The organism is Sedimentibacter sp. MB35-C1 (assembly GCF_030913635.1).
In the GTDB taxonomy this organism is placed as follows: Bacteria; Bacillota; Clostridia; order Tissierellales; family Sedimentibacteraceae; genus Sedimentibacter.
Genome location: NZ_CP133188.1, coordinates 2,932,003 through 2,956,481 on the forward strand (window position 1 = coordinate 2,932,003; position 24,479 = coordinate 2,956,481).

Below are 24,479 nucleotides of genomic sequence, written 5' to 3' on the forward strand. Positions count from 1 at the left end.
ACAAGTATTACATGTGGTAATCATAATATATGTTATGCAGCGTTCACTTACTTGTTACTTTTTGGATTTTAAGTTGATTAGTTTAAGCATGGATTCATATATTTTATTTTCAACATCTGTATTTCCCATTTTTTTTGAATTAAGTGACATTGTTCTCAATACACTTTTATTTTCAATAATTTCTTCAATAGCTTTTATTAGCTCACTGCCATTTAAATTCTTCTCTAGAATTACCTTTGCTGCACCAACTTTTTCTAGTGCTCTGGCGTTATACTCCTGGTGATTTTCAGCAGTATACATCTTAGGTATAAGAACAGCCGGAACTCCTGTAACAGTAATTTCCGCAATAGTAATAGCCCCTGCACTCCCTATCACAATATCAGATGCCGATAATGCCGTCGCAGCATCGTACATGTAATCTAATATCTCTATATTATCACCAATATCTATGTTGTCTTCATTAATTTGATCCATAAAGTCACTGTAATGATTTTTGCCGGTAACATGGATAATCCTTATGCCCCTTTTTTTATTATATTTCTTTATTACATCTATTATAGCTTTATTCAAACTCGGCTGTCCACCGCTTCCTCCGAAAGAATAGATCAATATTGTATCCGTTGAAAGATTTAACTTTATTCTTGACTTTTTTCTGTCTGCTGTTAAAATATCCTTGCGCACAGGATTACCAACAAGCACAAGCTTCTTAACTGCATCCTCAGGAAAATATTTTTCAGCTTCATCAAAGCTAATTGCAACAACATCTACTATTTTTGATAAAATTTTATTTGTAATTCCAGGAAATACATTCTGCTCATGAATCATAGTTGGAATTTTCTTCAAGCTTGCCGCAAGAACAACCGGTCCACAGACATATCCTCCAGTACCTACTACAATATCAGGCTTAAACTGATTTATTATTTTTAATGAATCTACTACCCCTTTAGCAGAAGCAAACAATGTTTTAATATTTTCTAAGCTAATCTTTCTTCTTAAATATTTTGCGGATACATATCCAAACTCAAATCCTGCTTTTGGAACCAATTCGCTTTCAAGGCTATTTTTTGTTCCAACATACAATATTTCATTGGATGGATTCTCGTTTTTTATCTTTTGAGCTATTGCAAGTGCAGGATTTATATGACCTCCTGTTCCGCCGCCCGTAATAAGAACTCTCATAAAATTAACCAATCCTTATAATTTGTATATATTTTTTTACACCATAGGTGCAATTATGTTCACATGTTTGCAATTGGCTTTCGCCCATACAATTCTGGAACTCATTGAAAATGACTTATTATCATTTTCAATTTCTATATGTATTTGAAAATTTCGATATATTTAGTAAAATACCCATTGAACACAGCAAGAACATCAATGATGACCCGCCGGCACTTATAAACGGAAGAGCTCTTCCTGTAGGAGGCATTGACGAAGTAGCAACTGCCACGTGAATTAAAAACTGAACCAGCACAAGTGTTGTTAACCCTAAAGCTACTTGACTGCCGTAAAAATCCTCAGTATTCATGGATATTCTCAGCCCTCTCCATGCAAAAACAACAAACGCCAATATTAAAAACACACAACCTATAAACCCAAGTTCTTCTCCTATTATTGAAAATATAAAATCATTATATGCCTCAGGAAGATAAAAAAACTTCTGCCTGCTCTTTCCTATACCCATTCCAAACAAGCCGCCAGTTCCCAAAGCGTATAGTGACTGAATAATCTGCCACCCCTCATTCTGACTATACTCAAATGGATCAAAAAAAACAATTACTCTTGTGATTCTGTACGGCTGCATTGCTATTAATACAGCAACCCCTGCCACAGCGAGCAGAAATAATACAATAAGATGACTTAACCTTGCACCTGCACAAAAAAACATAACCATAAGTGTACCACCCAATATTATAGCAGTACTCAAATCATCTTGCATGGCTATCAAAAGGCAAAACAAACCAATTAATATTAGCGAAGGAAAAAATCCCTTGTTAAGTGATCCCATGTTTTTTCTGTTTTTATTAAAATAGTCAGCCATGTACAAAACACCGCCTATTTTAATTATTTCTGAAGGCTGAAATGTTATACCTCCTACGCTTATCCACCTCTGTGCACCGTTTGAAGCAATTCCCAGCACAACTGTCAGAAGAGCAAACCCTACACATGCAATTAAAATCATTTTATTAAATCTTGCATATATTTTATACGGAATACTTGCAAAAAAAATCATTCCCACAAGACCGATAACCGCGGCTATAACCTGCTTCTTTAAAAAATAAAATGGATCACCATCAAATTTGTAATATCCATCAGGATAACTGGAACTGTAAACCATAAGGAAACCAAAGAGTATCAATACTATAACTATAAAAACTAATACCCAGTCAATAGTCTTCTTACCGGCATTCTTAACTGCTTCCTCCATAATAATTTACCCTCTCCTTAAAATCTCTTCCCCTAACTTCGTAGTTAGGATACATTCCCCAGCTTGCGCATGCAGGAGATAAAACTACATTATCGCCTGTTCTGCTTAAATCAAAGCACTTACGAACTGCCTCATCCATATTTTTTACGTGGTATATATTTTCAAATCCGTATTTTCTTGCGCATGAGTCTATATCTGCAGCCGTCTGCCCCAATAAAACCAAAGCTTTTATTTTATTATCAAACGACTTTATAAATTCATCGTAGGGTGATTTTTTATCATACCCTCCTGCTATCAATATAATAGGCTTTTCTATTCCTTGAATTGCTTTTATAGATGCATCAGGATTAGTTCCTTTTGAGTCATTATAAAACTTAACACCATTAAAGTCTCCGCAAAATTCAAGCCTGTGCTCAACTCCCTTAAATTCCTTAAGCACATAAGCAATTTCTGATTTACCTATGCCTAAGCATAATGCTGCTCCTGCAGCTGCCATAGCATTCTCCAAGTTGTGTTTGCCAGGTATAAAGATATCTTTTATATCAATTATAAAATCAGTTATTCCGTTATGTTTGAAAAACATTTTTTCATTATCAGAATAAATACCTTCATCCAATACTCTCTCTGAGCTAAAAAATATTTTTCGTGCTTTTATCTTATCTGAAAATTCTCTTATATATTTATCTTCATAGTTTAAAACAGCACAATCATTCTCATCCTGGTTTATAACATTTTTAAATTTTGCCTCCATATAGTTTTCCATTGTTTTGTGATAATCTAAATGATCTGGAGTAATATTTGTAATAACACTAACAGAAGGCTTATATTCATATGTTCCTGCAAGTTGAAAACTGCTGACTTCGGCAACTAAAATACTATCTCTATCTGAATTTACAGAATCAAAAAGCATTCCCGATCCTATGTTGCCAGTAACTTTGCACTCCTTACCAGCCGCTTTAACTATTTCCCCAATCAGTGTAGTTGTAGTTGTTTTTCCGTTTGTTCCCGTTATTGAAACTATTTTAGATTCTGCAACCTTGTATGCTGCTTCAATATCACTGATTATTTTAATTTTTTTGTGCAGCAGCCTTTGTATGATAGGTACTTCGTATTTAATTCCGGGACTTTTTATCGCCAGATCCAACATATCCATTTTTATATTTTCTATATTATCTTCTCCGAAAAAATATTCTGCTTTTATGCCTTTCAGTTCATTCATTTTTTCGGATGCCTTTTCAAATGATTCGTCATAAGCATATATGTTAGCTCCAAGCCTGCTTAAACTCTTTACGCATGCAATTCCTGAAACCCCAAGCCCTACAACAAGTATGTTTTTATTTTTCATGTTAGCCTCTCCCAGCCCATTATTATTTTATGTCGCCTATATTGAATAAATTCCTATAAATGCCAGTATCACTGTTGCAATCCAGAATACGCCCACAACTTTCGTTTCTTTCCATCCGCTCATTTCATAATGATGGTGAAGGGGCGCCATTTTAAATATTCTTTTTTTTGTTCTTTTGTAGTGAAGCACCTGAATAATTACCGACAGTGCTTCAGCAAAGTAAATTCCACCTATTATGGGAATAAGCAATATAGTATTGGACAACACGGCAACTGCGGAAACCGCCCCTCCTAAAGCCAATGAACCTGTATCTCCCATAAAAACTTTCGCTGGATTTGCATTGTGCTTTAAAAAACCAAGGCAAGCTCCCGCGACAGCAGCACTTATTATTGAAACTCCTTCAAACACCAAACTTATATCCTTCATGCTGTTTGTTATGAGGCTGAATGTGGCCATTACTATAAGAGTAACACCTGTATTAAGCCCATCTAATCCATCTGTCAAATTTACCGAATTCACTATGCCTACGACTACAAATAATACAAACGGTATATATAAAACACCTAAATCAATATATGCATTTGCAAATGGTATTATGAGTTTTGTTCCGTATGCGCTGTATCTCGAACCGTACATTGCAAGCATTAATGCAAAAATAAACTGACATATGATCTTTTGATAGGCTTTGAGACCTAAATTTCTCTTAAGAACAACCTTTATGTAATCATCTATAAATCCTATAAGTCCAAAACTAACCATAAAAAACAGTCCTGCCCACACTTCTTTTGTATAATATCCACTGGTAAATGTCGCAATTATTACTGCTAAAATAATTATAATGCCTCCCATTGTTGGCGTGCCTGCTTTTGTGTAATGGGATTTAGGCCCCTCCTCCCGGATGCTTTGTCCCACTTTAAGACGCCTTAATATCGGTATTACAACCGGTCCCAAGAACAGTGCAATGAGAAAAGATACAATTATTACTCTGATTATTTGTCCTGCTTCGTGCATTTTTAACTCCTTGTTTTGTTATCTCAGTCCTCTTTTTCGTTCAACCTGAATAATTGCATTTTTTGCAATTGTGCCCTCGTCGTACGGAACTTTTTCTACTCCCATATCCTGATAAGGCTCAGTTGATTTGCCCGCTAACAATATTACATCCTTGCTCTTTGAATTGTCAATAGCGTAATAAATTGCTTTATCTCTTTCTATTATTATTTCATACTTACCGTTATATTTTTTCACCCCAGTTGCAATTTCCGAACATATTTCATAAGGATCTTCAAAGCGCGGATTATCTGACGTCAGGATGCTTAGGTCACAATACTTTCCCGCTATTTCTCCCATTGGTGCACGCCTCGCGGAATCTCTTTCTCCTCCCGCTCCGAACATCACAATTTTCCTTCCTTCTGCAAATTCATTTATTGTTTCCATAACTTTTTGCAGTCCATCAGGTGTATGGGCGAAATCTAGTACAATTATACAGTCAAGATTATTTTCAATCATTTCAAATCTTCCCGTTACTCCCTTTATATTAGCTAGGCCTTCAATTATTTTATCAATATCTGCTCCCAATGCATAAGCTGCTCCTAATGCTCCTATGGAATTCAGCACACTGAATTTTCCGGGTGTATTGACATGAACTTTCTTAACAGTTCCGCAGATATTCAAATCAAACGAAGTGCCTTTCATGGTTGTTTTTAAATTTGACGCTTTTATATCTGCATCATTTTCTATACCTACAGAAACTGCATTGATTCCATCTTCTTTAAGCTCCTTGTAAAGTCTCAGTCCGTAGGGATCATCCACATTTATAATATTATTAATTTTAGTTATGTAAAAGAGCTTCTTCTTAGCTTGGTAATAATTCTCCATTGTCTTATGAAAATCAAGGTGATCTCGGGTAAGGTTAGTGAAAATTCCAACATCAATATTAATATCATCAATTCTGTTCAACTCAAGAGCATGAGAAGACACCTCGATAAAACAATGATCAACATTTTTTTGTACCATTTTTGCAAAGTATTTTTGTAAGTCTGAAGCTTCCGGAGTCGTATTGTCAACCTTTACCTTTTCATTCTCTACCAATACTCCAATGGTTCCTATTATTCCGGATTTATCTCCCAGGTAGTCATAGATTCCCTTTAATAGGTATGTGGTACTTGTTTTCCCATTAGTTCCGGTAACTGCAGAAATGTTAAGTTTTTCCGAAGGATTCCCGTATATAATGTTAGCCGCTGACGCCAGAGTTCTTCTGGGATCATTAACACATATAAAATTACCTAATGTGAGGCTGTTGTCAGGAACTTCGGCGCATATTACTGTTGATGCTCCGTTTTTTAGCGCATCAGGTATATACTTGTGACCGTCTGAAGTATAGCCTTTAATTGCAACGAAGACATCACCGCCGGAAACTTTTCTTGAATCATTTGTAATTCCTCTTATTGTAGTATTTTCATCTCCCGAAAAGCTTTCATAATCTATTTGCTGAAGAAGGCTTTTAATATCCATTTGTTTGCTCCCTTTATTTAATTGTATGTTATTATATGCAATTTTATCATAATTAAAATTCAAATACAATAAACAGAATTGTTATAATAATTGGTACTTTTCCATATATTTCAACTAATAGAATGTGAAGTATTTAACATATAGACTGCATTGCCATAAAATTTGAAAAAAGGAACGCAATAATAATGCGTTCCGCCGCTATTAAGATGTATTTTATTTTGCCAGGCGAAGCCAAATAATTTTTTAATTTAAAATTAATGTTATCATAGAATGCTTAGCTACCTTTTCGCCAGCCTTAGGGAATTGAGATTTTACAATTCTGTCAGCCTCTACTTCGATTGTTATATTACTTTCAAGCCCAGCATGTATAAGCTTATCTGTTGCCTCGGCAATTGTAAGTCCAAGAAGACTTGGCACTTCAACAGTCTGAGCTTCAACCTTTCCTAATTCCTCTTCAGTATAAATAGGTTCAACATCATAATATTTCATGATATTTTCAATCAAGTCCGCTGCAACAGGACCTGCTACAATACTTCCGTAATATCCTATACTTCTGTCCGGCTCATCAACCATTACCAATACTACCGCTTTTGGATTGTCAACAGGTGCCACCCCTATAAATGAGGATATAAATTTGCCGTCTACATACTTGCCATCGATAACTTTTTGCGCTGTACCTGATTTCCCACCTATTCGGTAACCTGCTCTATATGCCTGCTTTGTACCAGCCTCTGCTGAATCTTTCATAATCGAAAGCATAGTCTTTGAAGTTTCCTCTGAAATAACTTTTCTTCTTAATACAGGATCAAAGTTCTCAACTACATTGCCGTCTTCATCAATGATTTGTTTAACTATCCTGGGTTCCATAAGGTTTCCGCCGTTTGCAATTGCCGCAACTGCCGTAACTAGCTGTATGGGAGAAACCGCGACCCCCTGCCCGAATGATTGCGTTACTACATCTACATCTTTCATATATGAGGGTTTTTTGAGTAAACCAAGAGCTTCTCCGTTTAATTTAATTCCTGATTTTTCTTCAAGACCAAAAGCTTTAAGATACTTAAAAAATGCATCCTTTCCAATATCCAGACCTATCTCTGCCAAGGCATCATTACAAGAGTTTTGTATTGCCTCGGATAGTGTCTGCTGCCCGTGAGGGCGGTAATATCTCCAGCATTTAATGTTTTCTCCCGGAATCTGTCTGACAAATCCGTCGCAGAAGTATGTTGACTGAAGAGTTGCAGCATTTTCTTCAAGCGCTATTGCTGTAGTCAAAAGCTTGAATGTGGACCCGGGCTCATATATATCATTAACAGCAGGATTTCTCCACATGTCATACCAAGCTTTCATCAAATCTTCACTAGAAAGCTGATCCCACTCTTGTTTGATCATTTCATCAAGAGGCTCTTTAGGATTATTTGGGTCATAATCCGGTTTTGAACTCATTGCAAGGATATCTCCGTTATTTGGGTCCATCGCTATTATAGTAGCCCTCTTGGCATTATAATCCTTCAGTACTTTTTGCGCCGCTGATTCCGCATAGTGTTGAATTACTTCATCTATTGTAACCACGACTCCAAGTCCGTCCTTGGGTTCATAGTATTCATTATACCCGAATGGCAGTTCTCTGCCGGATGCGTCTGTGTTTACAACTGTCCTTCCGGGGATGCCCGTCAAATATTCATTGAATGTAGCTTCCACACCGTATTGACCATCCTGATCGGTATTTGTAAATCCAAGCACATACGGAGCAAAATTTCCGTATGGATATACTCGTTTATTATCTTCAATTACAGTTATTCCGCTCAATTCAGCTTCTCTTATTTTTTGCGCCTGTTCGTCTGTTATCCACCTTTTTAAAATAACGGATGAATAATCAGCTGTTATTTTTTTTAGAACATCTTCATAATCCATTTCTAAAATTTCCGATAAAATCTTAGCTGTTTCTTCAGGTGATTTAGTATTTATCGGAATTGACTCCGCTGCAGTGGATTTACCCGACCCAAACATTGATTTGTTCATTTTTTTGAGAATCGATGTTATGAACCCTCCTGCTTCATCTTCTTCTGATTCCTTTTCTTTTTCACTCGACTGCATGCCTTTCTTCACATCCGCTGGTATACAAGTCACAGTGCTTGAATTTACACTTACTGCAAGTTTTTTCCCTCTCGCATCATATATTGTTCCTCTTTTTGCACTTATTGTAATATCCCTGGACCAATTTTCCATGGCCTGCTTTTTATACTCTTCACCATGAATGATCTGAATAAACCCTAATCTTACTACCAGTGCAATCGTAGCTAAAAAAAAGCAAAGCAAAAATACCAACATTCTTCTTTTATTTTGAAGGTTAGTAATGCTTTTCACCCGTCTTTTCATACGAAACCCCCTTACTGAATGAAACTGACAACCTTGTCAATTAAACCTACCAGTATGTTATTGCTTTTTTCTTCTGCTGATTTAGTTTCATCCTCCGAAGTTTCTGTACTTCCGTATGTAAAGTCGACAAATACGGTTTGTTTTCTTGTAGGATAATTCATCCCTAGATACGTTTTTGCCATTTCTTCTATTGAATTAGTGTTTTTTATACTCTCCAATGTTATGTTGTAAGCGTCTGCGTCATTTTTAAGCGTGGCAATTTCCTGGTTTAAATTGTGAATCTCCATTTGTTTATCCGTTATGACAGCATAATTATAGACTATTAATATTCCAAGTATAAATGTTACTGCAAGCATAGCAGTATTCTTAAAGCTTTCTATAACATTAATATTTTTCTTAGCTTTTTTTATTCGCTTTTTCTTTGGAGAATATTTTACCGATCCTTGTCCATAATCTAAATCAATGGCTTCTTTTCTTAAAGCTGACATTTCTTACACCCTTTCTCCTATTCTTAGCTTAGCACTGTGTGCTCTGTTATTTGTTTCCACTTCATCTTGCGTAGGAACAATAGGTTTCCTGGTTATAATTTTTAATTTTCGTCTGTGATCACATACACATGTTGGAAACTCTGGAGGACATATGCAATCCTTGTTTAAGTTTTGAAATGTATTCTTAACAATTCTATCCTCAAGGGAATGAAATGTTATAACACAAATTCTTCCTCCGGGATTCAACCTGTCAACAGCATGTTTAAATGTGTTCTCAAGAATTTCAAGTTCCCTGTTCACTTCAATTCTAATAGCCTGAAATGTTCTTTTAGCCGGATGAGCTCCATCCTGACGAACTTGCTTCGGAATCGCCTTTTTAATAATACTTACAAGCTGTCCGGTTGTTTCTATAAATTCATGCTCTCTTTCCTGAACAATGAACTTAGCAATTCTCGCAGCCCATTTTTCTTCGCCGTATTCCCACAATATTCTTGACAACTCATGCTCTTCATATCCGTTAACAATATGTCTTGCAGTAGTCGTCTGACTATTATCCATTCTCATATCAAGGGGCATATCATTGTTATAACTGAATCCTCTTTCAGGTATATCTAATTGAAAAGACGAAACTCCCAAATCAAATAAAATTCCGTCAATTTTATCTATATTTAAATCATCTAAAATTTCTTCAATATTGCTAAAATTATTTCTCACCGCTGTAAAATTTTTATATTCTTTTAGTTTTTCATTTGCTCTTTTAATTGCATAGTCATCCTGGTCAATACCTATTACCCTTCCTTTTGTGGTTCTTTTAAGTATCTCCTCTGTGTGACCTCCCCCTCCCAGTGTTGCATCAACATAAATTCCGTCAGTCTTAATGTTTAATCCTTCTATCGATTCATCCAATAAAACCGATGTATGCTTGTAATCCATGTGACTCCTCCTTATAGTCCTATCCCCAAATCTGACATTTTTTCCGCAATGCTGTCAAAATCAAATTCGTCATTGTTGGAGTAATCATTCCAACTGTCTTTGCTCCAAATTTCTATTCTGTCTATAACCCCTATAATAGTAGCTTCGTTACTCAATTCACAGAATTCTCTTAAATTAGGCGGTATCAATATTCTTCCCTGTTTATCAAAAGAACATTCACTAAAACCCGAAACAAATCTTCTGAGAAAGAATCTTTCTTGTTTATTGAATGTTGAGAGGTTTTTTAGTTTACCAACAAATTCTGTCCATGTTTCAATAGGATAAACAAATAAACATTTATCCAGTCCTTTTCCGATATAGAATGTTTCCCCTAGTTCATTTCTAAATTTTGAAGGTATTATAACTCTTCCTTTTTCATCAAATGAATGTATGTATTCACCAGTAAACATTTTCTACCACCTACTGGGCATATTATACCACATTGTGGGCTAAATGTTCCACTATTATTTTTTAAATTTAAAAAAATATATTTTTGTCCATAATTTTGTGTGTAATTTCAATGCCCAACAACCAATATGCAATAAATAATCCACATTACCTACTTCCTGAACCAACAAAAAATGAGATAATTCGTATAAAATACGAATTATTTTTGTAGAAAAAGCTTATTATTTGAAGTTAGTTTCTCGATAATCATCACGTTTATCGTTCCACCATCTTTTATTTGACTTGGCGGTAATATAACTATATAATTGTAAAAGCAGCATAGGAAGTTAACTGCAAAGTAAAACAGGTAGGAGGATTTATGGATCCGGTAGCATTTAGAGTTTTTGGTGTTGATATAATGTGGTACGGTGTATTAATATCCCTTGGAGTATTGTTGGGAATATTTTTTGCTTTGAAAGAATGCCGAAGGATTGGTTTCAAGGAAGATAATCTTCTTGATTTTCTTTTAATCGCAATTCCTTCAGCGATTGTAGGAGCAAGATTGTACTATGTAGCATTTTCATGGGATTACTACAGCCTAAACCCATCGGAAATAATAAACATACGAAACGGCGGGCTGGCAATACACGGTGCATTGATTGCCGGTATAATAGCAGGCATATTATTCTGCAAGAAAAGAAAAATTAATGTATTTGAACTTCTTGACATTGTTATACCAAGCGTGGCTCTAGGTCAGGCAATAGGGAGATGGGGCAATTTCATTAATCAGGAAGCTCATGGAGGCCCTACAGATCTTCCGTGGGGAATAGTGGTAAATGGTCAAAAAGTGCATCCCACATTTCTATATGAGTCAATAATCGATTTTTGCATATTTGTTTTTCTGTTTTGGTACAGAAAAAACAAGAAAACAACAGACGGACAGGTTTTAGCTATTTACTTAGTTTTATATTCCGCAGGAAGGTTCTTTGTGGAAGGGCTAAGAACAGACAGCCTTATGTTCATGGGAATGAGAATAGCACAGTTGGTAAGCCTTGCTTCCATCATAGCCGGCTTTTTACTTCTCACGTATTTAAAAAAGAAAAAAGAAATAAAATAATAGATTCTTCGGTTACCCGAAGAATCTCTATTTTTCACTTATCTTAATTTTGCCTCATATTTGCTTGCAAGCTCTTCTAGTATCTTTTTGTGAATATTTTCAACTTCTTTTTCTTTTAATGTGCGTTCCTTGTTTCTATAGGTAACTGAGAATGCGCAGCTCTTGTATCCTTCTTCTATATGATCGCCCTTATATACGTCAAATAACTTAACACTTTCTATCAAGTGAGGATTTATTTTTTCAATATCTGTTATCATATCGCCTACCAAGACATTATCATCCACTACTACCGCAATATCTCTTACCATAGCAGGATATTTCGGAAGAGGCGCATATTTCCAGCCTGTATTTTTATGTTTAAGAAGCATTTCGACATCTACTTCAGCAATATATATCTTTCCTTCCAATCCGTAATTTTCAAGAACTTTAGGAGATGCCTCGCCGTAAATTCCAATATATTCATCGTCTACATACATTGCCGCAGTCCTGCCCGGATGAAATATGGGATTATCAGATACAGATTTCAAACCTACGGCTATTCCCATTCTTGAAAGGACTCCTTCTATTATGCCTTTCATATCATAGAAATCATAATTTCCGTACATTCCTATGCAGACTTTCAATTTTTCATAAGGTTCCTGTACAACAGGCTGCTCTCTTGGTATAAATATGCTCCCTACTTCATATAGCTTAGCACTTTCAACGCCTCTGTTTGAATTTCTTTGTACAACTTCCAGCATATTTGGAATCAATGTAGTCCTCATAGAGCTAAAATCCTCTCCTAAAGGATTTAATATTCTCACATAATTTCTCAATTCGCTGTCAGGTGAAGCATTTATATTGTCATATGATTTAGGACTTATGAACGAATATGTAGTAATCTCATACAGTCCCATTCCACACAATATTTCTTTTATCTGGTCTTCCAGCATGCGTATATCAGATTTTCTGCCTACCCTTGTACTTCCTCTCAGTGGTTCCGAAGCAATGTTTTCAAATCCGTAAAGTCTTCCTATTTCTTCAATCAAATCAGCTTCCTGCTCAATATCAGTTCTGAAGTAAGGGATTTTACTTACAATTTTTTCACCGTCAAATTCCGATTCAATTTCAAGCTTATTTAAATAGCTAAGCATATTTTCCACAGGTATATCTATTCCCAGCAGCCATTTGACACGATGCGGTCTCAGTGTAACTACCGGAGGCACATATTTATTTTTCCCCGCTTCAAGGTATCCTCCAACAACAGTTCCAGCACCTATCATTTCAATAAGCTGACATGCTCTTTTTGCTGCCAGTTCCACCATAACATATCCCATAGGCTTTTCATTTCGTGCGGATGCTTCAGAACGCATGCCTAATTTTTTGGAAGTTTCTCTTATTGATTTAGGATTAAAATTTGCACTTTCCAAAACCATTATTTTTGTATCATCGCCTATTTCAGAATGATAACCTCCCATAACACCGGCTATGCATGCAGGTTTTACTCCGTCGGCAATTACAAGCATATTTTCATCTAATTTTCTTTCGTTCTGATCTATCGTAACTATTTTTTCATCCTTTTTAGCTCTCCTAGCCACAAGCTTTCTTCCCTCAAGCGCTTCAAGGTTATATGCGTGTAAAGGCTGCCCAAGCTCCAACATCACAAAATTAGTTACGTCAACAATATTGTTTATAGGCCTCATGCCTGCATCCATAAGAGTTCTTTGCATCCAAAGAGGGGAAGGCCCTATTTTTATATCCTTAATTACTTTTGCGTAAAAACGCGAGCATAAATTTTCATCATCTATTTCAACAGCGTTTAAATAATCCTCAATGTTTCCTGATTCATTTTTGATTTCTATTTTCGGGAATTTAAATTTTGTTCCCAAAGTTGCCGCTGCTTCTCTAGCCATACCAACTATGTTCAGGCAGTCTGGCCTGTTAAAGGTTATTTCAACCTCTAAAGCACTTCCGTCCAGCTCAAGTACTTCTTTAATATCTTTTCCTAATTCAGTTTCAGCTGGAAGAATAGCTATGCCATCTCTTGCTTCCTTTGGAATTACTTTATCGTCAAACCCAAGTTCTTCATAAGAGCACATCATGCCGTATGAAGGAAGGCCTCTAAAATTTGTTTTTTTAATTTTAAGTCCGTTGGGAAGAACTGCTCCTTCCAGACAAACTGGAACTATATCTCCAACCTTGACATTTTTTGCTCCCGTAATTATCTGTACCGGCTCTTCCTTGTTAATATCAATTTGAGTAACCACCAGCTTATCGGCATTAGGATGCTTTACAAGCTCAACTATTTTGCCTGTTACTACATTTACAACTTCCTTTGTATAATCAATTACAGCATCAACGTGTGAACCCGTAAGTGTTAACTTATCTGATAATGTCTTGTCATCAGTGTTAATATCGACATATTTTTTCATCCATTTTATAGGTACTAACATTTTAACCTCCTAAAATTGTTTTAAGAATCTAACATCATTTTCGAACAATAACCTTATGTTCGGGATTCCATACTTAACCATTGTAACACGGTCTATTCCCATGCCGAATGCATAACCTGAATATACCTCCGGATCAATTCCGCAGTTTCTGAGAACATTAGGGTGAACCATACCGCATCCTAAAAGTTCCATACTCCATCCTGTTCCATGGCAAGCAGGGCATCCCTTGCCCATGCACAAGTGACACGATACGTCAACTTCTGCGCTTGGTTCAGTAAACGGAAAATTATGCGGACGAAAACGAGTTTCCACTTTGCTACCGAATAACTCCTTAACAAACTGATCAATTGAATCTTTTAAATTTGCAAGGGTTACGCCTTTATCAACCACAAGGCATTCCATCTGATGGAACATTGGAGAATGTGTATCATCAACATCATCAAATCTAAATGTTCTTCCGGTGCACACCATTCTTATAGGCAGTTTCCCCTCTTTCATCACTCTGATTTGAACAGGAGATGTTTGTGTTCTCAGGACAAGATCATCCGAGATATAAAATGTATCTGATTTGTCTCTTGATGGATGGTCATATGGAGCATTCAAATCGTCAAAATTATGCCCTACTGTTTCAATTTCAGGGCCGCTTATAACGTCGTATCCCATGCGCATAAATACACTCTCCAATTCTTCCTTAACTTGAATTAAAGGATGTCTTCGGCCAATCTCAGGAACCTTGCCCGGAAATGTAATATCCAGCATTTCTGATTTAATCTTTTTTTGCTGATCCTTTTCACTTACATATTCCTTAATCGTTTTTATTTCCTCTTCTATAATTGAACGGACCTCATTTGCCAGTTTTCCCATTTCAGGTCTTTCCTCTTTTGACAAGTTTCCCATTGATCTCAATATTAATGTCAGGTCTCCCTTTTTACCGAGATACTTAACTCGTATTTTTTCAATATCTGCATTGTCTTTGCATTCTTTAAGTCTGTTCACCGCTTCTGTTTTTAACTTTAAAAGCTGCTCTTTCATACATGCTCCTTTCACTAATAAATATTTTTATAATATCAAATAAATATAAAAACTCCGCCTCATTAAGAGGCGAAGTTTCGCGATACCACTCTTTTTCACCCTAAACAAGTTCAGGGCCTCATTTATTTTAACGGTAAATACCGTGCAGAACTACTAGCTTCATTCTGCAAGCTCCAAAGTGAAGGTTCAGCACAAATGCCTAAAATCATTTTCAGCCATGATGATTTTTCTCTTTAACAGCACCTATTTATGCCTACTGGACTTCTTCATTGCTATAGTATTAAATTATTAAGTACACCATACATTGCATTACATTTGATTATATCAAAAGCTCTTTTTTATTACAACAATTTTTTTCTAATTTCATAAATACTGATTCCTGCTGCAATAGATGCATTCAACGATTCCGCATTGCCGGACATTTTTATTGTTATATTCATGTGTGAACAACTTTGTATTTCCCGGGAAACTCCATTCCCTTCATTGCCTATTACGACACATATCTTATCTGATTGCTCTATATCGTCAAATGATTGTTTAGAATCAACAACAGCAGAAATAATTTTAAAGCCTGAAATTTTCAACAAATCTAATATTTTCAAATCGGAATCCGCGTACTTAAAAGGAACTCTAAATATAGCTCCTGCTGAAGCTCTGACCACTTTTGGATTATACACATCCACACAGCCTTTATTGAGTATTACAACTGCAGGGCCGAATGCATCAGCAGTCCTTATTATCGTTCCAAGATTACCCGGGTCCTGTATTTTATCGCACATCACAGCAAATTTATAGCTATCAATTTTATTTAGATTTTCATCCTTTTGTATCACTGCCAAAATACCCTGAGAATTAATCGTATCTGATACCGAGTTAAATACATTCTCTTCACATATTAATATATCGGTGCCTATGCTACTTGACAAATTGTATAGCTTTTGAACTTCTGGCTTATTCAATGCGCTTTCTTTAAATAATAAATATATTATATGAGCACTTTCTATAAATGCTTCATTTACAAATTTAATTCCTTCAACGATGAACGCATTTTCTTCGTCACGGCTCTTTTTAGATCCAAGTGAGCGGATATATTTAATTTTACTGTTTTCTCTGCTTTTTATTATATCCATATATACCTTCCATTTACGAAAAGCCAATTTATAAACATTAAGTTTTTTATCTGAAGTTAGATAAATTATAACACAATTACTTAATATCTCCAATAACTTTCAGATTATCGTTGCTTCCAAGTATAACAACAATGTCATTATGATTTATTACTGTTTCAGAAGAAGGAACAATATTTATTTCATCATATGTTTTTAATGCAATTACAGTCATCCCGTACTTTCTTGAAAGGTTTAATTCTTTAAGAGACTTACCTTCCCATTCTGCAAGAGCTACCGTTTCAACTATGCTGTAGTCAGGCGAAAATTCTATTACATCCAATATGTTGGGAGTAACCAGTCCATATGCAACCCGCATACCCATATCTCTCTCCGGATAAATAATTTTATCTGCCCCGATTTTTTTCAGCACTCTTCCATGAGTTTCATTTGCTGCTTTTGCTATTACAATCGGTACTCCCGCTTCCTTTGCTATCAGAGTTCCCATAACTGAAGCCTGAGTGTCGGAGCCTATTGCTACTATTGCAACATCGAAATTTCTAAGCCCTATGGTTCGAAACGATGCTTCATCAATGGCATCCATTTGAACAGCATGCGCAACAAACTCCGATATTTCTTTTATAATGTCTGCATTCTGGTCAACCACCATAACATCATGTCCAAGTTTTGTAAGTGTCTTTGCAGCAGAAGCACCAAATCTGCCGCATCCGATTACTATTATCTGTTTCATATGTTGTCCTCCTTATCCTATTATTACCTTTCCTTCAGGATAGGTATAATTTCCTATATTTCTGTTTTGCTTTAAAAATGCATACGCCACTGTCATTGGCCCCACTCGTCCTATAAGCATAACTATTGTCAGCATGATTTTCCCCACATCACTTAAATACGGTGTTAATCCTCTTGACAATCCGACAGTTGCAAATGCGGATACTGTTTCAAACAGTATATCCGTATAATTAAAGCCTGCCGACTCTTCAGTTATTGAAAGCACAATTGAACATATTATCACCAACATAAGCGAAACCATCAATACCGCAGCAGCTCTTATAGTTGTTTCCGGCATTATTCTTCTTTCGAACACCTCAAAATCCCTCTTACCCCTGAATAAATTGTAAAAAGATACTATCAGAACAGCCATCGTTGTTGTTTTAATGCCGCCTGCAGTAGAAGCAGGAGAACCTCCTATAAACATAAATACAATTATTATCGCCACTGTAGCCATTCTTAGATTTTCCAAAGGCACTGAATTATAACCGGACGTCCTTGGATTTATTGCCTGAAACAGAGAAGCATTTATTTTGCCTGATATATCAAGGCTTCCCATAGTTCCAGGATTGTTTCGTTCTAAAATAAAGATTATAACTACTCCAAAAACAACCAACACAGAGGTTGTAACCAAAACCAGCTTTGAATGCAAAGTCAGCTTATGAAAGTTCTTGCTTGCATGTATGTCCCAAAGTACAAAGTACCCTATTCCTCCTACTACTACAAGAGTACAAACAGACCATGTTATTATAAAGTTATCCACATACCTTACCATACTGTTTCCTGTAATATCAAACCCCGCATTACAAAAAGAAGATATAGCATGAAATATAGAAAAACCTATCCCTTTTGAAACACCGTAATCTTTGATAAATACAGTAGATAACAGCATTGCTCCTATCAATTCAGAAGCAAAAGTAAAGAGAAGTATGTTCTTTGTAAGCCTGACAACCCCCTGAAGTTCATTGACATTTCTCTCTTCCATTATTAGTATCCTTGTCTTCAGTGATATTCTTTTACCAATAAAGAATGATATCATGGCTGTCATTGTCATAACACCAAGTCCTCCTATCTGAATCAATGTTATAATGACAATTTTACCAAACACTGTCCAATGAGAAGCTGTATTGACAACTGTAAGACCTGTTACACACGTAGCTGATGCGGAAGTGAAAAGTGCATTTACAAATCCTACACTTTTACCATTCTGTGACGCAAGAGGGAGAACCAAAAGAAGCGCTCCAAAAAATATAATAGATGCAAAGGAAATAAAAAATACCATGTAAGGATTTTTCTTGATTTGATTTATCTTTGTTACAATATATTTCATAATTAACCTCTTAACATAAATAATGCACAAATTATATCAATTTATGCATTGTCCGCTGTTAGTTGATTATAACACTTTGTGGTACAAAATCAATACAGCAGATTATATACTAGAAAGAGAACTTAATATAAAAAAGACTGTAAAAGTTACAGTCTTATTAAATATTAGTTTACTTTTACTTGTTCTACAAGGCTTGTGAATCCTGCCGGATCGTAAATCGCCATTTCTGACAGCATTTTTCTGTTTATTTCTATGTTGTTTTGCTTTAAAAGATTTATGAATTTGCTGTATGACAAACCGTTTTGTCTTGCAGCTGCATTTATTCTAGCAATCCAAAGCTGTCTGAACTCTCTCTTTCTTAACTTTCTTCCTACGTAAGCATATGAAAGTGACTTCATTACAGCTTGGTTAGCTGTTTTATATAATTTACTCTTTGCTCCGTAATATCCTTTAGCAAGTTTCAATACTTTTCTATGGTTTTTCTTAGCATTTACAGCTCTTTTAACTCTTGCCATTTTCTTGTCCTCCTGTATATATTATTAATTAATATGGTAATAATTTGTTTATTCTATCTGCGTCAGCACTAGATACCAATGTGCTCTTTCTTAAATTTCTAATTGATTTGGAAGCTTTTTTGCCTGTAAAATGATTTTTTCCTGATTTTGATCTTTTTATCTGGCCGCTTCCAGTTTTAGTAAATCTTTTCGCTGCTGATCTGTTAGTTTTTAATTTTGGCATAACAGTTCCTCCTTAACGTTATTTTTTGGGTGACAAAAACATAATCATGTTTCTGCCCTCAACTAATGGTTGCTTATCTATAATAGAATGTTCTTTTGTAATCTCTGCAAACTGCATAAGCACTTCCCTGCCCGCATCCATATGACCGAGCTCTCTTCCTCGGAAACGAATAACAACCTTTACCCTGTCTCCATCTTCAAGGAATTTGCATGCATTTTTTGCTTTAACGCCCAAATCATGCTCCTCAATATTCGGAGTCATTCTTATCTCTTTGACGTTTATAATCTTTTGTTTCTTTTTAGATTCTTTTTCTTTTTTAGCCTGAGCGTACTTATACTTTCCGTAATTCATAATTCTGCATACCGGCGGTTTCGCGGTAGGCGATACATTAACCAAATCCAATTTTTTGCTTTCAGCAATTTTCAAAGCCTCTTTAGTGCTGATAATGCCCAGCTGACTTCCATCAGAGTCAATGACTCTTACTTCCTTTTCACGAATTTGCTCGTTGATTTGAAGTTCTTTTATAATTTACACCTCCAATGATTTCTCTTGTCTTCCTTATAATGTATATGCAAAATAAAAAAGACAGCCAAATTACCGCTATCTTTAAACAATACAAAATTATTGCATTAATTTATTAACCCTACTAACAGTCTAACAGCAATTAAACGCCGTAAGGTGAGAAGCGGTCACTTCTTCTTGAACTTATTACAGTATATACAACCTAACAATAAATGTCAACAATTATTTTTTTTATACTGTCATAACTTTTTTTGTTATGGTAAAGATAATTGTATCAAAAAAAAATTTACTAGCTCAGGAGGTAACATGAAAAATAAATATTTGTTGTTGGCAATTTCCTTTATTGCGTATAATATTATTATTTTAATAATATCAGATAAATATTCTTTGTCAATATTGTTTTTTTTACCGCTTCTTTTTTATGCGATACTCATGGTAAAAATGTTCGCTTCATCAAATAAAAAAAACGAAAGCGGAGGAACCAGCACATTTACCGAAGAATCTAAAGAAGCCGTAGGTTCGACGGCATATTTTGAAAAAAGAAAATCAGAAGAACCAAAAATTCAAATAGGCTTTGATGATGTCGCAGGCTTGGAAGAGATTAAGGAAGACTTGGTTGATATAATTGATTTTTTAAATAACGAAGAAAAATACCATTCCATGGATGCAAAGGTTCCAAAAGGAATATTGCTCTATGGTCCACCTGGAACAGGTAAAACTCTTATAGCAAAAGCAATTGCCGGTGAGGCTAGAGCAACCTTCATTTATTCCAGTGGTTCGGAATTTGTTGAAAAATATGTTGGCGTCGGAGCAAAACGAGTAAGAATGATTTTTGAAAGAGCACGTAAAGAATCGCCCAGCATTATTTTTATTGATGAAATTGATGCACTTGGAGCAAAAAGAAACAGCGAAAGTAATAACGAAAAAGATCAGACTCTTAACCAGCTGTTAATTGAACTGGACGGATTTAACAATACGAGCAATGTAATAGTAATAGCTGCCACTAATAGAATTGACCTTCTTGATGAAGCTCTCTTAAGGCCCGGAAGATTTGACAGAAAAATTTATGTAGGGAACCCAAACTATCATTCAAGATTAAAGATATTAGAAGTTCATACAAAAAATAAGCCATTGGATAAAAAGGTCCAGCTGAAGGATATAGCAACAAAGACGCATGGCTTTTCTGGTGCTCAGCTTGCTAACATTGCCAATGAAGCAGCTTTGAGGGCAATAAAGGAAAAATCCAAAAAAATAAATTTAGATAATTTTGAATTTGCCATAGAAAAAATAGCAGCCGGTCTGGAAATAAAACATTCAACAGTTTCTGACAAGGAAAAAAGAATTGTAGCATATCATGAAGCAGGTCATGCAGCAGTTGCTAAAATACTTAATATTGATAAAGTTCAGAAAATATCCATTATACCTAGAGACAAAGCATTAGGATATGTACTGAAATTTCCTACAGAAGATAAATATCTTTATACAAAAAAGGAGCTTTGCAACAAAGTTACTGTACTTCTGGCAGGTAGGGCTTCTGAAGAAGTATTTATTGGAGAAGTGTCCACAGGAGCCTCAAATGATTTGAAAGAATCCACAAACATTATATATGAAATAATATGCAGCTACGGTATGGGAAAAAATACACAAAACACATGTATTGATGAAAAACTGTTCAAATATTATCTTGACAATATAAAAAACGAAGCATCCGATATGGCTAAGGAAGCATATGAACGAGCTATATCCATTATAAGAGAAAACGAAGAAACCGTAAAAAGAATAGCCGAATACTTAATCAAAAACGAAACCATGAATTCAGATCAGCTTGATGAGATAATGCGTGAATGTAAGAAAAAGGTGCTGATATGAAATTCCAAAAATCTAAAAGGACAGTTTTTTGAGGCCATACACCTCAAAAAACTGTCCTTAATTTTATTCGTAGTAGGACATCGGATTTTTTCTGACGCCATTCACTCTGACTTCATAGTGTAAGTGATTGCCTGTAGATTCTCCAGTAGAACCTATAAGCGCAATACTTTCTCCTCTGGATACCGCTTGTCCCTTACTCGCCAACAATTTTGAGCAGTGCCCGTACAACGTAGCAATTCCTCCGCCGTGGTCAACTATGATGTAGTTTCCGTATGAATAATGATACCCGGCATAAATTACAACACCATCGTTGGCTGAAACAATTGGAGTCCCGTAAGGCGCAGCAATATCGGTGCCTCCGTGGGTTGACCAAACTCCTGTGATGGGATGAGGCCTTCCTCCGAACTCGGAAGTAATTCTTGTGTGCCCGGGAACAGGCCAAGCCAGTTCTCCGCCTGCGTATTCAACCGCACGCTGCGCAGCCAGTATATCTCTTTCAATTTGTTTTGACTGCTCTTCCATTGCTGCTTCCTGTCTTTGAATTTCTTCTATATTGCCTTGTAAACTGGTCATATAATTTTCCTTGGACCTGGAAGCAATCACAACTTCATTCTGCTTTACATTTAAATTATTGATTACAGCAGTCAATTCCATCCTTTTTATTTCTTGATCCTCTTTTATTTGTTCCACCTGAACCTTTTGCTCGCCTATGCTTTTTAGCAGATCAACGTCGCTTTCAACTATCAGCTGAATCATATCTATTCTGGTTAAGGCGTCGATTAGATTCTCAGAATTCAAAATGACTTCCATATATCCGGCTGTACCGTTTTTATACATAACTCTCAAACGATCTTCCAGAGTTTTATTATTTTTGTCAATTTCATCTGTAAGTTCAAGGATTTTTTGCTCAGATTCAGCTATTTTCATGCTGATTTCCTGCTTTTGCATTTCATATTGTTCAGTTTCTAAAGTTAAAGCCCTCAGCTCATTGTCAAGTATTTTGATTTCCGATTCTATACTGCGTTTCTCATTTTTAAGTTCATCAGCCTGATTGCGCAATTCCTTAATTTGATTTTCCACCTGCTTTTGTTTGTATTGCAAATCAGCTATACTCCCCCCGGCAGTCACAGGGAAAATACTTAAGACAGTTATTGCAATCAGAGTATAAATAACACTTTTTTTAAACATACACCACTCCTACACACTTAAGAATTTTTTCAAGGAAATCAAGCTGCCAAGAATTCCTATGCCTATCCCTATAGTTAAAAATATTATAATCAAGTCGTTTAGTATCATTTCGACTCCTACCAAGTATCCGGACATTCCGGACAACAAGGCAACGTAACGACCTGCCAAATAATTTACAATGTAGTTATATCCCACAAAAATCAATATTATTGAAACAAATGCCCCTATCAGCCCAAGCATAATTCCTTCAATCATAAAGGGACCTCGTACATATCCGTTCGTCGCTCCTATATACTGCATCAACTCTATTTCCTTCTGTCTGTTCAATACAGTTATTTTAATTGTATTAGAAATAATAAACACGCTTATAAACAACAATATTATTATGATGCCGGCGCCGGTTCTCTTAATAAAATCAGCAATTTTTATAAGACTGTTTACCGCATCCTTATAATACATAACATCTTCGACACCTTCAAAGGTTTGTATCTTCTTAATAACACTTTCTGACTTACTTACATCATCAAGCTGAACTACATATGTGTTTGGAAGAGGATTTTTTCTAAGCCCTTCCAACAAAAAAGCATTTTCACCCCAGTCTTCTTTCAACTGTTCAAGAGCATATTCCTTCGTCTGGAAAGCGACGCCAATAACACCGTTTATTTCCCGGAACGATTTACCCATCTCATCTATTTGCTCTTCTTCCACATCGTCCAGCAAATAAACTGCTATTTCATCAAAACTTTCTTTTGTAACCATTGCAACATTATTTACATTGAGCACTATTATTAATACAAATCCTAATATCATTAACACAGCGGTTACAGAACCAATTGATGCAAGCCCCATCATTCGATTTCTCCACATACTTTTGAAGGCTTGTCTAAAAATATAGTTAAGCTTTTTTAGGTTCATTGTCATTTCCCCCTGCTTTCATATCTCTGATAACAACACCGCGCTTCAGCTCAACAATTCTTTTCTGATAATTTTGAACTATGTTCATATCATGCGTAGCCATTATTACTGTAGTTCCTCTTTTGTTTATCTCCTTTAGGATTTTCATAATCTCTTTTGACGTTTCAGGGTCCAGGTTTCCAGTAGGCTCGTCCGCTATTATGGTTTCCGGCTTATTTATTACCGCGCGCGCAATCGCAACTCTCTGCTGCTCACCGCCTGACAACTCATCAGGATAATATTTTGCCTTGTCGCTAAGTCCCACCATGCTGAGAACAAGAGGCACTTCCCTTCTGATTGTTTTAGAAGAGCAACAAATCATTTCCATTGCAAATGCCACGTTTTCGTAGACCGTCATCTTAGGCAGAAGCCTGTAATCTTGGAAAACAAAGCCGATATTTCTTCTGTATTGGGCTACATTTCTTTTCCTAATCTTTGTAATGTCCTGATCATTATATGTAATTATTCCTTCGCTGGGAGTAATCTCTCTCAATAAAAGCTTAATCAAAGTGCTTTTGCCAGCTCCGCTTTTACCGACTATAAATAAAAATTCGCCGTCATTTATCTTTAAGTTAATATTCTTAACTGCTGTAAATTCTTTTTTATAAATTTTAGATACGTTATTAAATATTATCACTGCCTCACCTCTTACCGATTACTATTATATAACACATTTTGACAAAATTACAACCATTATTATCTTATTTTACTTTATTTTATAATAAAAATAAATGTTTATTTTTGCCTATATCTTAAAATATTGTAAAGCATTCAAAACAGCAAAAGCAACATATTAAACAAAAAAAGAAAAATGAATTTTTATTTTCATTTTTCTTTTTTATGCTTAAAAGGTATTAGTACTAATGCTATACTACTCACCGTAATTTAATTAATC

22 protein-coding genes and 1 other annotated feature are annotated in these 24,479 nt (G+C 35.6%); of the genes, 2 read left to right on the plus strand and 20 right to left on the minus strand.

Annotated elements, in window-relative coordinates:
- Positions 1-54 precede the first annotated feature (54 nt).
- From murG to mraZ, 9 genes are all read right to left on the minus strand, one after another.
- A complete protein-coding gene (gene murG, locus RBQ61_RS14280) occupies positions 55-1,179 on the minus strand; it encodes an undecaprenyldiphospho-muramoylpentapeptide beta-N-acetylglucosaminyltransferase (protein WP_308137892.1) in 1,125 nt (374 codons plus the stop codon).
- Between the two features lie 127 nt (positions 1,180-1,306).
- A complete protein-coding gene (ftsW, locus tag RBQ61_RS14285) occupies positions 1,307-2,428 on the minus strand; it encodes a putative lipid II flippase FtsW (RefSeq protein ID WP_308137893.1) in 1,122 nt (373 codons plus the stop codon).
- Positions 2,412-3,773, minus strand: a complete 1,362-nt coding sequence (gene murD / locus RBQ61_RS14290) for a UDP-N-acetylmuramoyl-L-alanine--D-glutamate ligase (protein ID WP_308137894.1) — start codon at positions 3,771-3,773, stop codon at positions 2,412-2,414. The genes ftsW and murD overlap by 17 nt, the downstream gene beginning before the upstream one ends.
- A 36-nt stretch (positions 3,774-3,809) precedes the next feature.
- Positions 3,810-4,784: a phospho-N-acetylmuramoyl-pentapeptide-transferase gene (gene mraY, locus RBQ61_RS14295; RefSeq protein ID WP_308137895.1), complete on the minus strand. Its 975-nt coding sequence runs from the start codon at positions 4,782-4,784 to the stop codon at positions 3,810-3,812.
- An 18-nt stretch (positions 4,785-4,802) separates the two neighbouring features.
- Positions 4,803-6,284 carry a UDP-N-acetylmuramoyl-L-alanyl-D-glutamate--2,6-diaminopimelate ligase gene (locus RBQ61_RS14300; protein ID WP_308137896.1) on the minus strand — a complete coding sequence of 494 codons (1,482 nt, stop codon included), beginning with the start codon at positions 6,282-6,284 and terminating at the stop codon, positions 4,803-4,805.
- Positions 6,285-6,527: 243 nt separating this feature from the next.
- Positions 6,528-8,660 (minus strand): penicillin-binding transpeptidase domain-containing protein, encoded by a 2,133-nt coding sequence (locus tag RBQ61_RS14305; protein ID WP_308137897.1) that lies wholly within the window; start codon positions 8,658-8,660, stop codon positions 6,528-6,530.
- Between the two features lie 11 nt (positions 8,661-8,671).
- Positions 8,672-9,148, minus strand: a complete 477-nt coding sequence (locus tag RBQ61_RS14310) for a septum formation initiator family protein (RefSeq protein WP_308137898.1) — start codon at positions 9,146-9,148, stop codon at positions 8,672-8,674.
- Positions 9,149-9,151: 3 nt separating this feature from the next.
- On the minus strand, positions 9,152-10,081 hold the full coding sequence (gene rsmH, locus RBQ61_RS14315) for a 16S rRNA (cytosine(1402)-N(4))-methyltransferase RsmH (protein ID WP_308137899.1): 930 nt from the start codon (positions 10,079-10,081) through the stop codon (positions 9,152-9,154).
- 11 nt (positions 10,082-10,092) lie between these two features.
- Positions 10,093-10,530, minus strand: a complete 438-nt coding sequence (gene mraZ, locus RBQ61_RS14320; protein WP_308137900.1) for a division/cell wall cluster transcriptional repressor MraZ — start codon at positions 10,528-10,530, stop codon at positions 10,093-10,095.
- Positions 10,531-10,886: 356 nt separating this feature from the next.
- Between mraZ and lgt the strand changes: the two genes are divergently transcribed.
- The gene (lgt, locus tag RBQ61_RS14325; protein ID WP_308137901.1) at positions 10,887-11,624 is read left to right on the plus strand and encodes a prolipoprotein diacylglyceryl transferase; all 738 of its coding nucleotides are present in this window, start codon (positions 10,887-10,889) and stop codon (positions 11,622-11,624) included.
- Positions 11,625-11,662: 38 nt separating this feature from the next.
- On the opposite strand, the gene pheT is transcribed toward lgt, so the two are convergent.
- The 8 genes from pheT to infC form a co-directional block, all read right to left on the minus strand.
- Positions 11,663-14,056 (minus strand): phenylalanine--tRNA ligase subunit beta, encoded by a 2,394-nt coding sequence (gene pheT / locus RBQ61_RS14330; protein ID WP_308137902.1) that lies wholly within the window; start codon positions 14,054-14,056, stop codon positions 11,663-11,665.
- A 9-nt stretch (positions 14,057-14,065) separates the two neighbouring features.
- Positions 14,066-15,088, minus strand: coding sequence for a phenylalanine--tRNA ligase subunit alpha (pheS, locus tag RBQ61_RS14335; RefSeq protein WP_308137903.1), 1,023 nt, complete (start codon positions 15,086-15,088; stop codon positions 14,066-14,068).
- Positions 15,089-15,150: 62 nt separating this feature from the next.
- Positions 15,151-15,367 (minus strand) — a binding site (T-box leader).
- 62 nt (positions 15,368-15,429) lie between these two features.
- The gene (locus tag RBQ61_RS14340) at positions 15,430-16,218 is read right to left on the minus strand and encodes an RNA methyltransferase (RefSeq protein WP_308137904.1); all 789 of its coding nucleotides are present in this window, start codon (positions 16,216-16,218) and stop codon (positions 15,430-15,432) included.
- 76 nt (positions 16,219-16,294) lie between these two features.
- Positions 16,295-16,945: a TrkA family potassium uptake protein gene (locus RBQ61_RS14345; RefSeq protein ID WP_308137905.1), complete on the minus strand. Its 651-nt coding sequence runs from the start codon at positions 16,943-16,945 to the stop codon at positions 16,295-16,297.
- Positions 16,946-16,957: 12 nt separating this feature from the next.
- Positions 16,958-18,313 (minus strand): TrkH family potassium uptake protein, encoded by a 1,356-nt coding sequence (locus RBQ61_RS14350; RefSeq protein WP_308137906.1) that lies wholly within the window; start codon positions 18,311-18,313, stop codon positions 16,958-16,960.
- Between the two features lie 164 nt (positions 18,314-18,477).
- Positions 18,478-18,828 carry a 50S ribosomal protein L20 gene (gene rplT / locus RBQ61_RS14355; protein ID WP_213926154.1) on the minus strand — a complete coding sequence of 117 codons (351 nt, stop codon included), beginning with the start codon at positions 18,826-18,828 and terminating at the stop codon, positions 18,478-18,480.
- Positions 18,829-18,856: 28 nt separating this feature from the next.
- Positions 18,857-19,051, minus strand: coding sequence for a 50S ribosomal protein L35 (rpmI, locus tag RBQ61_RS14360; protein WP_213926155.1), 195 nt, complete (start codon positions 19,049-19,051; stop codon positions 18,857-18,859).
- An 18-nt stretch (positions 19,052-19,069) separates the two neighbouring features.
- Positions 19,070-19,579 carry a translation initiation factor IF-3 gene (gene infC / locus RBQ61_RS14365; RefSeq protein WP_308140128.1) on the minus strand — a complete coding sequence of 170 codons (510 nt, stop codon included), beginning with the start codon at positions 19,577-19,579 and terminating at the stop codon, positions 19,070-19,072.
- A gap of 426 nt (positions 19,580-20,005) precedes the next feature.
- Between infC and RBQ61_RS14370 the strand changes: the two genes are divergently transcribed.
- The gene (locus RBQ61_RS14370; protein WP_374049916.1) at positions 20,006-21,442 is read left to right on the plus strand and encodes an ATP-dependent metallopeptidase FtsH/Yme1/Tma family protein; all 1,437 of its coding nucleotides are present in this window, start codon (positions 20,006-20,008) and stop codon (positions 21,440-21,442) included.
- 63 nt (positions 21,443-21,505) lie between these two features.
- Here RBQ61_RS14370 and RBQ61_RS14375 read toward each other — a convergent pair whose 3' ends face one another.
- The 3 genes from RBQ61_RS14375 to ftsE are packed head-to-tail and all read right to left on the minus strand — an operon-like array spanning position 21,506 to position 24,221.
- Positions 21,506-22,630 (minus strand): murein hydrolase activator EnvC, encoded by a 1,125-nt coding sequence (locus tag RBQ61_RS14375; RefSeq protein WP_308137908.1) that lies wholly within the window; start codon positions 22,628-22,630, stop codon positions 21,506-21,508.
- A gap of 9 nt (positions 22,631-22,639) precedes the next feature.
- A complete protein-coding gene (gene ftsX / locus RBQ61_RS14380) occupies positions 22,640-23,545 on the minus strand; it encodes a permease-like cell division protein FtsX (protein ID WP_308137909.1) in 906 nt (301 codons plus the stop codon).
- On the minus strand, positions 23,526-24,221 hold the full coding sequence (ftsE, locus tag RBQ61_RS14385) for a cell division ATP-binding protein FtsE (RefSeq protein ID WP_308137910.1): 696 nt from the start codon (positions 24,219-24,221) through the stop codon (positions 23,526-23,528). Before ftsE ends, ftsX begins: the two co-directional genes overlap by 20 nt.
- Between the last annotated feature and the right edge of the window lie 258 nt (positions 24,222-24,479).